This window comes from Veillonella sp. VA137 (assembly GCF_003992015.1).
Taxonomy (GTDB): Bacteria; Bacillota; Negativicutes; order Veillonellales; family Veillonellaceae; genus F0422.
This window is the reverse complement of sequence record NZ_RQVK01000001.1, coordinates 12,264-26,744: the sequence shown is the minus strand read 5'-3', so window position 1 is coordinate 26,744 and position 14,481 is coordinate 12,264. Positions and strand designations below refer to the sequence as shown.

At 38.9% G+C, this 14,481-nt stretch carries 15 protein-coding genes; 1 reads left to right on the top strand and 14 read right to left on the bottom strand.

The window, feature by feature from the left end; all coding sequences use genetic code 11:
- Positions 1-16: 16 nt before the first annotated feature.
- From dnaK to hrcA, 3 genes are read right to left on the bottom strand one after another with little or no spacing between them, the layout of a single operon-like run.
- Positions 17-1,843: a molecular chaperone DnaK gene (gene dnaK / locus EO116_RS00115; protein WP_127160115.1), complete on the bottom strand. Its 1,827-nt coding sequence runs from the start codon at positions 1,841-1,843 to the stop codon at positions 17-19.
- A 59-nt stretch (positions 1,844-1,902) separates the two neighbouring features.
- The gene (gene grpE / locus EO116_RS00110; RefSeq protein WP_127160114.1) at positions 1,903-2,406 is read right to left on the bottom strand and encodes a nucleotide exchange factor GrpE; all 504 of its coding nucleotides are present in this window, start codon (positions 2,404-2,406) and stop codon (positions 1,903-1,905) included.
- 20 nt (positions 2,407-2,426) lie between these two features.
- A complete protein-coding gene (gene hrcA, locus EO116_RS00105; RefSeq protein ID WP_127160113.1) occupies positions 2,427-3,431 on the bottom strand; it encodes a heat-inducible transcriptional repressor HrcA in 1,005 nt (334 codons plus the stop codon).
- Between the two features lie 724 nt (positions 3,432-4,155).
- Here hrcA and EO116_RS00100 point away from each other — a divergent pair.
- Positions 4,156-4,518, top strand: coding sequence for a hypothetical protein (locus EO116_RS00100; RefSeq protein ID WP_127160112.1), 363 nt, complete (start codon positions 4,156-4,158; stop codon positions 4,516-4,518).
- A 193-nt stretch (positions 4,519-4,711) separates the two neighbouring features.
- Here the strand turns inward: EO116_RS00100 and EO116_RS00095 are convergent, their stop codons facing one another.
- From EO116_RS00095 to EO116_RS00055, 11 genes are all read right to left on the bottom strand, one after another.
- Complete coding sequence (locus EO116_RS00095) at positions 4,712-5,302, bottom strand: nitrite reductase (protein WP_127160111.1); 591 nt, start codon at positions 5,300-5,302, stop codon at positions 4,712-4,714.
- 40 nt (positions 5,303-5,342) lie between these two features.
- Positions 5,343-6,503, bottom strand: coding sequence for a radical SAM family heme chaperone HemW (gene hemW / locus EO116_RS00090; RefSeq protein WP_164726008.1), 1,161 nt, complete (start codon positions 6,501-6,503; stop codon positions 5,343-5,345).
- Complete coding sequence (lepA, locus tag EO116_RS00085) at positions 6,503-8,302, bottom strand: translation elongation factor 4 (RefSeq protein ID WP_062403449.1); 1,800 nt, start codon at positions 8,300-8,302, stop codon at positions 6,503-6,505. Before lepA ends, hemW begins: the two co-directional genes overlap by 1 nt.
- An 11-nt stretch (positions 8,303-8,313) precedes the next feature.
- Positions 8,314-9,375 (bottom strand): tRNA 2-thiouridine(34) synthase MnmA, encoded by a 1,062-nt coding sequence (gene mnmA / locus EO116_RS00080; protein WP_127160110.1) that lies wholly within the window; start codon positions 9,373-9,375, stop codon positions 8,314-8,316.
- Positions 9,376-9,567: 192 nt separating this feature from the next.
- Entirely contained in the window at positions 9,568-9,768 is a 201-nt protein-coding gene (locus EO116_RS00075; protein ID WP_127160109.1) for a hypothetical protein, read from the bottom strand.
- Positions 9,769-10,010: 242 nt separating this feature from the next.
- Positions 10,011-10,181 carry a hypothetical protein gene (locus EO116_RS08395; RefSeq protein ID WP_164726007.1) on the bottom strand — a complete coding sequence of 57 codons (171 nt, stop codon included), beginning with the start codon at positions 10,179-10,181 and terminating at the stop codon, positions 10,011-10,013.
- A gap of 851 nt (positions 10,182-11,032) precedes the next feature.
- Positions 11,033-11,236, bottom strand: coding sequence for a hypothetical protein (locus EO116_RS00070; protein ID WP_164726006.1), 204 nt, complete (start codon positions 11,234-11,236; stop codon positions 11,033-11,035).
- On the bottom strand, positions 11,229-11,378 hold the full coding sequence (locus tag EO116_RS08390; RefSeq protein ID WP_164726005.1) for a hypothetical protein: 150 nt from the start codon (positions 11,376-11,378) through the stop codon (positions 11,229-11,231). The genes EO116_RS00070 and EO116_RS08390 overlap by 8 nt, the downstream gene beginning before the upstream one ends.
- 130 nt (positions 11,379-11,508) lie before the next feature.
- A complete protein-coding gene (locus EO116_RS00065) occupies positions 11,509-12,750 on the bottom strand; it encodes a methionine gamma-lyase family protein (protein WP_127160107.1) in 1,242 nt (413 codons plus the stop codon).
- Position 12,751: 1 nt separating this feature from the next.
- Entirely contained in the window at positions 12,752-13,699 is a 948-nt protein-coding gene (gene miaA / locus EO116_RS00060; RefSeq protein WP_127160106.1) for a tRNA (adenosine(37)-N6)-dimethylallyltransferase MiaA, read from the bottom strand.
- Between the two features lies 1 nt (position 13,700).
- On the bottom strand, positions 13,701-14,480 hold the full coding sequence (locus EO116_RS00055) for a class I SAM-dependent methyltransferase (RefSeq protein WP_127160105.1): 780 nt from the start codon (positions 14,478-14,480) through the stop codon (positions 13,701-13,703).
- Position 14,481: the final 1 nt, after the last annotated feature.

The following is a 14,481-nucleotide window of genomic DNA, read 5'->3' as shown; positions in this document are numbered from 1 at the left end:
CCTATGTCCCTTCTTATTATTTTTTGTCTTCATCAACTACTGTGTAGTCTGCGTCTACTACATTATCGTCTTGTTTAGGAGCTTCTTGTCCACCTTGTTCGCCTTGCGCTTGTGCTTGTTCGTACATTTTAGAGGACAATTCGTATAAAGGAGCTGTCAATGCTTCGCTATCAGCTTTAATTTTTTCAATATCACCAGACTCAATAGATGCTTTTAACGTTTCTGTCGCTTTTTTAACAGCTTCTAATTGTGCTGCATCAGCTTTACCTTCGAAGTCTTTCACTGCTTTTTCAGCTTGGTATACCAAGTTATCAGCATTGTTTTTCACTTCAACTTCTTCTTTTTTCGCTTTATCTTCAGCTGCATGTGTTTCAGCTTCTTTTACCATGCGATCGATTTCTTCGTCACTCAAGCCAGAAGAAGATGTAATTGTGATTGCTTGTTCTTTACCAGTGCCAAGATCTTTTGCTTTTACATTTACGATACCGTTAGCATCGATGTTGAAAGTAACTTCGATTTTAGGCACTCCACGAGGAGCTGCTGGGATACCAGACAATTCGAAACGACCCAATGTTTTGTTCGCTGCCGCCATATCGCGTTCCCCTTGCAATACATGGATATCAACGGAAGGTTGGTTATCTGCTGCTGTGGAGAATACTTGTGATTTAGAAGTAGGGATTGTTGTGTTGCGGTCGATAATTCGTGTGAAGATACCACCCATAGTTTCGATACCTAAGGACAATGGAGTTACGTCAAGTAACAACACGTCTTTTACTTCCCCTACTAATACACCCCCTTGAATTGCAGCACCGATAGCTACGCATTCATCTGGGTTGATATTTTTAGTTGGTTCTTTACCTAATTCGCGTTTGATAGCATCTTGTACAGCTGGAATACGAGTGGAACCACCAACTAATAATACTTTATCGATATCGGATGCAGATAAACCAGCATCTTTCATTGCTTTACGTGTAGGCTCGATAGTTGCTTCTACAAGGTCACGTGTCAATTCATCAAATTTAGCACGAGTTAATGTTACGTCTAAATGTTTAGGACCAGTTGCATCAGCTGTGATGAATGGCAAGTTGATTTGTGTGCTTGCTACGCCAGACAACTCAATTTTAGCTTTTTCAGCAGCTTCTTTTAAACGTTGGTCAGCCAATTTATCATTGGATAAATCGATGCCAGTTTCTTTTTTAAATTCGCCGATTAAATAATCCATAATGCGTTGGTCAAAGTCGTCACCACCTAAATGGTTGTTACCAGATGTTGCCAATACTTCGAATACGCCTTCACCTAATTCAAGGATGGATACGTCGAATGTACCACCACCAAGGTCGAATACAAGGATTTTACCATCTTCACCTTTATCTACACCGTATGCTAATGCAGCCGCTGTAGGTTCGTTGATGATACGAAGAACTTCAAGACCGGCCACTGTACCTGCGTCTTTTGTAGCTTGACGTTGAGAGTCAGTGAAGTATGCAGGAACAGTAATAACTGCTTGTTTTACTGGTTCCCCTAAATGCGCTTCAGCATCAGCTTTAATTTTTTGTAAAATCATAGCGGAGATTTCTTGTGGAGTATAGGATTTACCTTCTACATTCACTTTGTAATCTGTACCCATATGACGTTTAATAGAAATGATTGTATTTTCAGGATTGGAAACCGCTTGACGTTTAGCCAATTGACCTACTAAACGTTCGCCATTTTTCGCAAAACCTACTACGGAAGGAGTCGTTCTAGCTCCCTCTTGGTTTGTAATAACAGTTGGTTCGCCGCCTTCCATCACTGCGAAACAAGAATTTGTAGTACCTAAGTCAATACCAATTACTTTTGCCATTTAACATGACCTCCTAATACTTCTTCTAAATATGTTAATTATAATTATATATGTATTAATTATCCGTTATGAACTACTTTTACCATAGCTGGGCGTACTACACGACCTTCTACAGTATAGCCTGTTTGTAACACTTCACAAACTGTATCATCTTCCATATCTTCTTGCGGAACACGCATAATGGCTTGATGATAATTTGGATCAAATGGTTGTCCTACAGCTTCGATGACTGCTAAGCCTTGTTTGGAAAGGCTTGCCATCAAACTTTGTTGAATCATTACGAATCCATCCATAAACGCTTTTGTTTCCGGCGTTTCCGGTGCTGAAAGTGCTCTTTCAAAGTTATCTAATATAGGGAGTAAATCTTCAATCACATGAGATTTAACAAATACCCCTAATTGTTCTTTTTCTTGGTTCGTACGACGTCTGAAGTTTTCAAAATCTGCTTGCAAACGCATGTATCGTTGCTCCCATTCCTTTGTAGGATCTACTGTTTCTGGAGCTTCTTCTTCCAAAACTTCCACTTCAGGAGTGACCGTTTCTTCTTGTTTGTTTTCTTCCATACTTCACCTCTTTACAATAGTTATTGTTTCCTTTGTAATTCTTCCATGCACTTATTTATATATGCAAGAATACCCATAATACGTCCATATTCCATTCGTGTAGGCCCTACAATAGCGAGGGTACCTACTTGATGAGGAACATTGAAGCTTGCTTGGATGACGCTGATATCTTTTACTAGTTCATTAGAGTGACCTATTTTTACATCTATAGGACTACTAGAGTTTGGTGTTAATAATTGAGTTAACTCATCTTGTTGTTCCAGTAAGGCTAACAGTGGCTGAGCCCTCTTAATATCGTTAAACTCTGGTTGTTCTAATAAGGATGTAGTTCCTATTGTGTAGAATAATTTTCTCTTAGCAATGGCTCGATATAGTGTGTCGCAGAAAATGACATACGTTGTATCTTGTAGATCTAAAGTTACCCGCATTTTATCTAAGTTTTCTCGGGTAATATCCTGAATAGACACATCATGAAGTACACTATTGAATCGATGCGCATGCATAGCTAATTCTTCTGTATTAATAGGTTCCGTAAAATATATTGGCTCATTATCCAAAGCACCTGTATTCGTTACCACTACCATAACGGCTCTATGTTCATCAATAGGAAGAACATGAATATAGGTTATAGTTGATGAATCATGGGCGGGAGCTAAAAACATACTCACATTGTGACTGATTCGAGAAATCAACTTTGCTATTTCCACGAAAAAATCATCTAGTTCTTGTTGATGAGCCTGCCATAACTCTCGAATTACAGGAATATCTTCAGCTGCATCATCTTCAAATCCTTGTAGGGTATCCACATAATATTGATATCCCTTAGCGGAAGGAATCCGACCTGCTGATGTATGAGGTTGTTCAAGAAAGCCAAGATCTTCTAAATCAGCCATTTCATTTCGTACCGTCGCAGGACTGATACCTAAATCATAATTCTTTGCGATTGTACGAGAACCAACCGGTTCCGCTGTTTTAATGTAATCTTGAATGATAGCACGCAGAATGCGCTCTTTCCTTTCATCCATAGTATCACCTCGTTATTATTAGCACTCACTAAGGTTGAGTGCTAACTACAAGATATATAGTATCACATTTACAACATATGTCAAGTGAAAAATTGGTGAAAGTTCAGTAAATACCGTATTAGTCAAAAAAACAAACTTTTTGATTGTCTGGTTTGGTGAAGTATGTCATACTAAATAAATCTTTATGGTCTCTTGTATGTCAATCTATATACCATCAATTTTATAAAGGGAAGAATGCGACACACTCCTCCAGAAACTGATCCTACGGTAGGTTTGCTCCGGAGTATGTCGCATTCTTCTAGTAATATCATAATTAATCTAAAACCCGTGACATACAAGTCATCAAAATACAGGATCCCTTTTATATGACATACCTCGCCAACGCATCCACTCGGGGTGGCGTTTGGTGAGATGGCTTAATTTTCATAACAAAAGAATGCAACATACTTCTAGCATTATCATAATTTTTCTAGAACCCTGACATACAAGTTATCAATACACAGAATCCTTTTTGCATGACACACCTCACTAACACATCCACTCGGAATGACGTTTGGGTGGGATGGTGTTATTTGTCCTTTCAAATTGTCTCGGCATAGAAATGATAGTATAATGTTATTAAGATTATAAAGATATAACAATTGAGTTATTAAGTTTAGGAAACTAATAGACCATAGCTTAGTCTAATTTTATATTAATGATTTCTGTAAAGGAAAGGTAGTATATGAAATTTATTGTATTACAACGTGATGAGATTAAGAATTTTATACATGTCGAGCACGCACAGGTTCATGAGTTAATCAATGAGGAGCATCATAACGAATTAGAACATATATTGGACTATGTAAAACACGGAGACCAATTACAGTTCATCAAAAAAAGTAGTACACTGTTACCAAATACAATGCGTCTTCTCTACATTCCACCGTTGACTGAACTAGGTATTACAACGGGTGAAACTTCAGTTACACTTGAGTGGACTGGATTAGAAGAAGACACATTATACCTCATCAAGGACGATGCACCATTAAAACTAAGGATTACCAACCCTAAAGCTGGCGTGTATTACAAAACCATTAAGTACTAATCTATTCCCATTAGGAACGAAGTTAAGCGTAGTAGCCTGTGGCGAATCTTACCAACTAAATTACACAAACACTAGAAGAGCACGGTGTGCTCCGAACAAACATTATGAAATACCGTTTGTGAGGAGTATACCGTGCTCTTCCTTTTAGTATATTCAGTTTAATTAGCCACAGGCTACATAACAGAACAAGTGACTATTTGAAGGGATTCCCCAATCGTTGTAACACATGCTCAAACTTCTCTTTTGGCTTCGCATTGGTGCTATACCATTCTAAGAGCTCTGAGATTTTCTGTTCTGCTTCTTCAGGGGATAATCCTTCTAGCAAGGTAATTGCTTTTCGAGGTAAGGCGCCGCTTGTGCCACCTGCTACTAAGGTAAAGCCATTTGGTTTTCCCACTAGGCCGATATCTTTAATCATGGATTCAGCGCAGCATCGAGGGCAACCACTGATGCCGATGCGAATTTTGTTCGGCATATCTTTGCCGTAGTGTTTTTGGTCTACCATGGTCGCCATCGGAATGGTTTCCATAAAGGCATGGCTACATCCATCTGTACCTCGGCATGCCACGATGGAGTTCACCGATTTATGTTGTACTTGCACCACTCCATCTGGTAAGTGTTCCAAGATGGCTTCCTTTTGTTCTTTTGTAATGTCATAAATTTGAATGCCTGTAGGAACGATACGGAACTTTCCATTATGTTCTTTCGCTAGGCTAAAAATTGTCTCCATTTGTTCGTATGTGAACTCACTGAATAAGGCATGTAAAATAACTGCTGTTTTCATAAAACTCTCCTAAATTAACTGTATGGGCGTACATTCCTACTTAGGACGTAAGGAACTGACTAAACACATAATTGCCGTGCTTGGCCCCTTCCTTAGTGAGACGATATGCATCATCTTCATAAACAAGCAATTGTTTACGTATTAGATCTATTACAATAGATCCATATATATTGTGAAAGTCTAGATTAAATCGACTTTCAAATAAACTAGGTACTAACCCCCACTTTGTGCGCAATGCAAGAAAGCAAAAATCTTCATAGTCACGAGGACTAGTAATCATTTCTTCTTCTATGCAAGGACTTTCACCCATTTCAATCTTATGGATGTAAGGCACCACGTAAGGAGTATTCTGAAAGCGCCGATTCCCCACAAAGGAATGGGCACCAGCACCAAAGCCGATGTAATCAGCGCCATGCCAGTATTTGATATTATGACGACTGAAAGCCCCATCTTTACCAAAACTAGCAATTTCATATCTATCGAACATCTGTTTTTTTAACCCTTCTACAAGGCAGTCGTACATCTGTTCGCATATATCTTCAGACGGTAATATAACCGAATGATCCATGACTTGGCGATGTAATAAGGTACTAGGTTCCACTTGCAGGCCATAGATTGAGATATGGCTAATCGGCAAAGACTGAATGACTTCTAGATTATAAGAAATATCTTCCAATGTTTGTTGTGGTAATCCATAGATCTGATCAATGCTAATATTACGAAACCCTACCTCATAGGCATCTAATACAGCTTGCTGTGCCATCTTTGCCGTATGAGTTCGGTGCAATACACGCAAATGGTCATCACGAAACGTTTGCACACCGAAACTGATACGGTTGATGCCAAGCTCATATAAGTGTCGCAAGTATTGTGTGTCTACTTCACCAGGGTTAGCCTCTATGGTAATTTCCACATCGCTACTGATCGTATATATTTTATACACTGTCTCTAATATACGATTCAATTCCTTAATGGACAACACAGTCGGTGTGCCACCGCCGAAGTAAATCGTATCGAAGGGCTCTGTCCCCAACAGGGATTGACTAGATTCAATCTCTTGGCGCAACGCATAGGCATACACATCAAAATAGTCTTCTAATCCTTGGTACGAAGGAAAATCACAGTAGGTACACTTTTGACGGCAAAAGGGAATGTGGATATACATTCCCCTGTCGCCTACTGGAATACGAGTTGTATTCATTAGTTTTCTACTTTCAAAATCGCCATGAATGCCTCTTGTGGAATCTCTACAGACCCTACGGCTTTCATACGTTTTTTACCTTCTTTTTGTTTTTCTAGCAATTTACGTTTACGGGAAATATCACCGCCATAACATTTTGCCAATACGTCTTTACGCCATGCTTTTACCGTTTCACGAGCCACAATTTTTGTCCCCACTGCCGCTTGGATTGGAATTTCAAAGTTTTGACGAGGAATCAATTCTTTCAATTTCTCAGCAAGGGCACGGCCACGTAATTGAGCGCGATCTTTATGAACGATAATACTTAAGGCATCTACAGGATCTCCATTTAATAAGATATCCATTTTTACCATTGGAGATTGTTGGTAGCCAATCAATTCGTAATCCAAGGATGCGTAGCCTTTCGTAGCAGATTTCAATTTATCAAAGTAATCGTAAATGATTTCCCCTAATGGCAAATGATACACGATGGATACACGGCTTTCATCAATATATTCCATACTGATGTATTCCCCACGTTTGTCCTGTGAAAGTTCCATAATGGCCCCCACATAATCTTTAGGGACGATAGTGGTAGCCTTTACATATGGCTCCTCTACATAGTCGATTTCAGTTGGCGGTGGTAATTTAGCAGGGTTGTCCACTTCGATGACTTCCCCATTAGTTTTGTATACCTTATAGTTTACACTTGGAGCCGTCGTAATCAAGGATAGATTGTACTCACGTTCCAATCGTTCTTGGATGACATCCATATGCAACAATCCAAGGAAACCGCAACGGAATCCAAAGCCTAATGCCAAGGATGTTTCTGCTTCGTATTCTAAAGCAGCGTCGTTTAGGTTTAATTTTTCTAAGGCATCCCGCAAGTTTTCGTAATCTTTAGAATCTGTTGGATAAAGACCACAATACACCATAGACACGGCTTTACGGTATCCTGGTAATGGTTCTTCCGCTGGATTATCTGCTTTTGTGATCGTATCCCCTACACGACAGTCACGAACGTTTTTAATACTTGCTGCCACACAGCCTACAGACCCACATGGCAATTCTTGGACTGGTAATAAATGCGGTGTAAATACGCCTAATTCAGTGACCTCAAAATCCTTAGAACTGTGCATCATACGGATGGTATCTTTTACTTTCAAAGAACCTTCTTGCACACGTACGTAAGCAATGGCACCTTTGTAGGAGTCAAAGCGAGAGTCGAAAATTAAAGCACGTGCTGGTTTATCAGAATGATCTGGTGGCGCAGGAATTTTCTCTACAATAGCCTCTAAAATATCTTGTATACCAATACCAGACTTAGCACTGGCTAAAATAGCGTCAGATGCATCTAAGCCGATAACATCTTCGATTTCACGTTTTACACGTTCAGGATCTGCGCTTGGCAAATCAATTTTATTAATGACAGGAATGATTTCCAAATCATGTTCCAATGCCAAATAGACATTGGCCAAAGTTTGCGCCTCTACACCTTGTGCAGCATCCACCACCAACAAGGCTCCTTCGCAAGCTGCCAAGGAACGGGATACTTCATAACTGAAGTCCACGTGACCCGGTGTGTCGATTAAATTTAATGTGTATTCTTGTCCATCTTTTGCAGTGTGCAATAAACGAACGGATTGGGCTTTAATCGTAATGCCCCGTTCCCGTTCTAGGTCCATGGAGTCTAAGACTTGGGCTTGCATTTCTCGTTTCGTCAAAGACCCAGTTTCTTCGATTAAACGATCCGCTAGCGTGGACTTACCATGGTCAATATGAGCAATGATACAAAAATTACGAATATGTGATGTACTCATGACTTCCCTTTCTAACAAACAATATCTATTACACCACCACCAAGAACTCGACTTCCTTCATAGAATACGACAGATTGCCCCGGTGTAATGGCGCGTTGTGGTTCCGTAAATTCAACTTTCATAGTACCGTCCTCTGTGAAAGTAACAGTACATGGTGATGGTTTCGCAGCATACCGAATCTTACCTTCCGCTTGTAATGTTGTAGGCACAACTCCGTCTAGGAAGTTATAGTTTTTACACAACATGGTGCGAGAGAATAAACTTTCATTAGGACCAACGATAACCTCATTTGTTTCGCCATCTAATTTCACAACATAGAGAGGGTATGCATACGCAATGCCCAAGCCCTTACGTTGTCCAATTGTATAATTATATAATCCATTATGCGTACCTAACACCTCACCATTTTCATGAACAATACGCCCTGATTTAGGTTTCGATTTCGATGTTTTTTCGATGAACCCTTGGTAATTGTGATTCGGCAAGAAACAGATATCTAAGCTATCTGGTTTATCCCATACAGGCAATTCTTTTTCATGAGCCATTTCGCGAGTTTTCGTTTTTGGTTGATTCCCCAAAGGAAAGACTAAATGTTTTAAAATATCTTGGGTTAACGTGTACAATACATAACTTTGATCCTTCGTTGGATCGTCACCTTTATGTAATTCATACCGCTGTGCTGCCTCATTGTACATAACCTGCGCATAATGACCTGTCACCATGTGTGTAGCCCCTAAGGATAAGGCACGTTGTAATAACAAATCGAATTTAATATTGCGATTACAGAACACGCATGGATTCGGTGTACGACCATTGGAATATTCCGTGATAAAATAATCTACCACATTGTCTTTAAAGATGTCTTTCGCATCCACCACATGATGTTCAATACCAAGAAAATCGCACATTTTCTTCGCATCCACCACAGCTTGGGGAATTTCATCTTCCGCCGTGTCGCTTACCCATAAACGCAAGGTAATACCAAATACCTTATACCCTTGTTCTAATAACATTGAAGCGGTTAAAGAACTATCTACGCCACCGCTCATAGCTACTGCATATACTTTGTCCATATTATCTCCTACCATCAAATTGATACATCAAAACAGATTGAAAGTCTGAAGATGTATAATTGAACAAAAAATTATACTTATACATATCACTATATTATATCGTATTTTATGTAATAATGACAATATTTTAAACCCATAATTGGCTTAATTATCCATTTCTCATAATAAAAAACCACCTACCTTAGTAAGTGGTTAGTATCCAAATTTTTTACATAATGCATCAAGAAAGTCTTGATATTCTTTATCTTCAGCTAACATTCTGCAAAATTCATCTGCACTTGCAAAATAGGCTTTTTTTGTCTCCCATGTTATCACTTGTTCTGGATTGTTTTTAAAATCATCAAGATAATCATATTTTATGTTATCTTTACTATTTATTGGTTTGTTCAACATACCGCAACACCCTCTTTATATTCATTTTCTTTAATACTAAAACAAACAATCTCATGTATTTCCAGTTGTCTATTATTTATGTTTTTATTATATAAAAAATATAATAGTCTAGCAAGATGATCTCTATGACCTTTAAAGCAGCCTATTATTCAAGAATCGTTTCTTACTACATACGCTTTTATCAAATCATCACCATCTTTTATATAACATAAAAGGAGGCCTATCTCTAAGCGTCCTCATAACTATTTTACTTCTAACATCCGTTTGGCTCGTTCTTTATCTTTTTTCAAGATTTGAGAAAACTCTCTAATGATTTGCCATTCTTCCTCTGTAGCCCTTAATTGGCGTTGCTTTCTAAGCTCTCCACCTGTTAATGGTCTACCTGCACCTTCTCGTGCTCCACCTCTAGGCATTCTTATCACCGCCCATAAGTTTAACTACAACTGTAATTGCATAGCTAACAACGAAGCCATTTATCCATGAACTCCAATCTAACCCTGTGTAAATTTTACTTATAAACACTGCAATTGCTAATACTACGTACACTTTCAATATTATTTTCATTCTGTTCAACGTGTAACAATGGATATACATTGGCGGATTGCTCATAATAGTACAGCTAGTATTAAACCGATAACCTCAATCCATTCTTTCACGTTTTCGCCTCCCTTCATACATATATTATACTTTTTTATGATTAAAATATGAAGATAAATAATAGAAAAACCACCTACTAATGTAAGTGGTTTTAATACTTCTCGGTGGGTGTCGCTTACCCCACATCTCAATCCTATTTCTAGTTGTGTAGAGGCCACAAATTTTCTACCTCGAGAAGTTCTTATACCTATTCTACAAAAAATATTAGTAATTGGTAAAGCTTTTTTAATAAATTATGCAGAAAATACCCGATACAATTCTTATCAATAAAACTCAAAGTTAAATTAATCAATACCATATAATGCTTGCTTCATTCTTGCAATCATTATTTGCAATCATTTCTTTGACTTTTATTAAAGCTTTGAAAAAAATAATTCCGGATAGATTGGATCTAAGCATTCAACCGTAAAGTTGAGAGTTGTTTTATCTACTGAAAATGTCCCATAATCTGTTCCATTATTAGGATAATAATCATATGTTACCATATTCTCTGCTTCATATTGTTTTTGTAGTCTTACCATTTTGTATAAACCTTTTTATATTTTAGAGCTTTGTAACTTTTCCAACTCTTAAACATTCAGTTATTCATTAAAGCAACAATAAATAATTAGACTTTAACCAGTTCATCTTCTAATTCTTTTAACTTTTCTCTCGCTTTATTAATATCTTGTTTTACTAAGTTGGCAAATGCTTTAACTACTTCCCATTCATCTTCGTGCAATCGGATTTGATGACCTTGTCTAGCCTCGCTATATCCTTTACGCCACCCAACTTTACGGCCTGCACCTTCTCGTGTTCCACCTCTAGGCATTATCATCACCTATCCATGTTCTGTAAAGGTAACCAATCAAAGCACCATTAATCCATGAGCTCCAATTCATACCTGTATAAATGTTAGATGCAAAGGCAATAATTGCCAACACTAACAAGAATTTTTGTGTTTTTGTTTTCATTCAATTTGACGTATTGCAATGGATATACATTGTGGGGTAGCTTCTAATAGTAAGGCTACTATCGAACCGACAATCTCAATCCATTCTTTCACGTCGTCCCCCCTTTCTATACTAGTAAAAAGTAAATATTCTACCCTCTATGTTTTAATATCTCTTCCGCAGCTCCCAAGATTCCTAGCATAGAGTGCTCAAACACAAGTCCGCCTTGCATAAAGATAGTGTACGGTGGTCGTACTGGTCCGTCTGCACTTAGTTCAATGGAAGATCCTTGTACGAAGGTGCCCCCTGCCATGATAATTTTATCTTCGTAACCAGGCATATCTCCTGGGATTGGATGTACATGAGCATCTACAGGGCTATAGGCTTGCATGCCACGGCAGAAGTATTCCATTTCTTCTGGTCCGTGTAAGTTAATAGCTTGGATCAAATCAAAACGAGGTGCATCGACTTTTGGAAATACATCATATCCCAATAAGGTTCCCACTGCCGCTGTATAGACAGCTCCTTTCAAGGCTTGTAATACCACATGAGGTGCTAAGAATAATCCTTGGAAGAATAGGCGATATCCCGGCGCGTAGGATCCCATATGGTCACCCAATCCTGGAGCCGTTAATTGATACCCCACTTGTTCTACTAGGTCATCTCGCCCTACCACGTAACCTCCGGTAGGAGCAATACCGCCGCCAGCATTTTTAATGAGGGAGCCTGCCATAATATCTGCTCCTACTTCTAGAGGCTCTCTAATTTCTGTAAATTCACCATAACAATTATCCACAAAGGTTATGGTCTCAGGATTCACTTCTTTTACAGCTTTCACAATGGTACCAATGTCTTCTACAGATAAAGGTTCTCGCGTACTATACCCTCTAGATCGTTGGATCACCACCACACGAGTATCTTTTGTAATAGCTTGGTGAATACCTTCTAAATCGTAAGTGTTATTCACCAAAGGAACTTCTTTATAGATGAAACCTTGCTCTGTTAATGATCCTGGCACATGGCGTGACGCACCAATGACGGATTGCATCGTATCGTATGGTTGCCCTACAGCATAAACGAACTCTTTCCCTTTCGCCCCGTTTCCTAAGATAGCTTGCAAGGTTGTGGCTAATGCATGGGTGCCGGACACGAAATGAGGGCGCACGATGGCACGCTCTCCTTTAAATACGTGAGCGAACACCTCGTCTAGTTTCTCACGGCCTACATCATTGTAACCATAGCCACTGGTACCATTAAAATGATAATCTGAAAGTTGGCACTCTTTAAATGCTTCCAGTACTTTTTTTGTATTATATAACGCCACAGGCTCAAATTTTTTGAACTCTTTTTCAGCTAACTCAAGAGCCTGTTGACGGATTTCTTCTACAGTCATTCTATTCCTTTCTATGTATAGAAAACTCAAAACTAGTTTTAACCAGCTCCATAGCTTCCTCATAAATACTTTCTTCACTGCGATTTGGAGTGATAGAAATCCACTGAATATACGGCATCCGTTTATACCACGTAATTTGCCGCTTTGCAAATTGTCGTGTATGTTGTTGTACTAATTCAATAGCCCGTTCTTTTGAATATTCCCCTTGAAAGTAAGGAATAATCTCTTTATATCCAATGCCTTTGAAAGCCTGTGAATCTGGTTTTACACCAGATTCCAATAGCTGTTCTACTTCCTCGAATAAGCCATCTCGAACCATATACTCTACTCGAAGGTTAATCCGTTCGTATAGTTCTTCCCTGGACCGTTCTAAGCCGATGACAGGACCATGAAAGACTAATCCTTCTTTTGATGGCGTTAATAAGGCATGTCCCTCACCAGCTAAGACACACTCGATCGCACGGTATAGGCGATGTTTATCTTGAAATGGTAAGGTAAGACCTTCTTTTTCAGCCAATTCATTAGCATAGGCTTGCAAACCTTCTAATCCAGAGGTATCAAAAATGTTATCTAATTCAAGGCGTAAACTGTCATTGCGAGGTACATCTAAAAAGTCATATCCTTCTAGCAAGGATTGAACATACAGCCCTGTACCACCAGATAAGATGGGAATCTTACCGTCCTTGTTAACAGCATATATGACAGTGTTAGCTTGTGCATTGAACTCTGCCACACTATACGAGTCATTAGGCTCATGAGTATCGATGAAATAGTGAGGCACTCTGTTCAATTCTTCAAGGGTAGGTTTAGCAGTGCCAATGGTCAACCCTTTATAAATTTGGTACGCATCTCCAGATAGTACGGGAGATTGTAAGGTTTCCGCCATCCGTAAGGTAAGTGCTGTTTTCCCTACTGCGGTAGGACCCAAAATAGTGATTAACTGGTTCATCTTACCTCCTTTCATAGATACCATAAGCGATGGAACTATATTTACCACCCACCATCTCTATAGGTGGAATGTCTTTGAATAAACGACTACCTTTTCGCTCTTTAATGACCAAACGTTTCGATTTTTCCAAGCCGAGTTCTACAATGTCTGAAGATATCTTAGATTCTAGTAAATGACCACGCCACTGCAGAAACTGAGGACTTTCATAAACAGGATTTTCAAACATAGGGTCCAAATAGATAACATCATACCGATTAGGTTCTATCTGTTTTAGGTAATCCTGATAGTTACAAATAACCAATTGAATACGGCGCAACGCCTCTGTTACATTAGGATTTTTATGCTGAAAGTGTCGAAATCCATAATTGGTGATATACCCCAAGATAGGATGTCCTTCAATAGCCGTATGACGTGTTAACTGTGGACAACCATAGCTGATAACAGCACTATCTGAACCTAATCCAGCGGTACAATCTAAAACAGATGTGACCGTTTCATAGCCGATAGCTCGTAGCAGATGGTCTCTATGTCCACGGTCGATTTCTAACAAGCGCAAATGTGCCATAGACAGATGAAATTGATGGGGCATCCCTTCTTTTGTCACAAACGAAGGACCTTCCTTGGTGATGACTAAGGCACCCGCACAATGATGTACATCTAATAATTCTTCTACAGACTGATGCTTTCGTGGCACATAGGGCATTTGTAGAAGTTTACTTAACTCCTTAGCCTGTTCAATGAGATATGCATTTGTCTTTGAACTTGTGCTAATGAAATACATA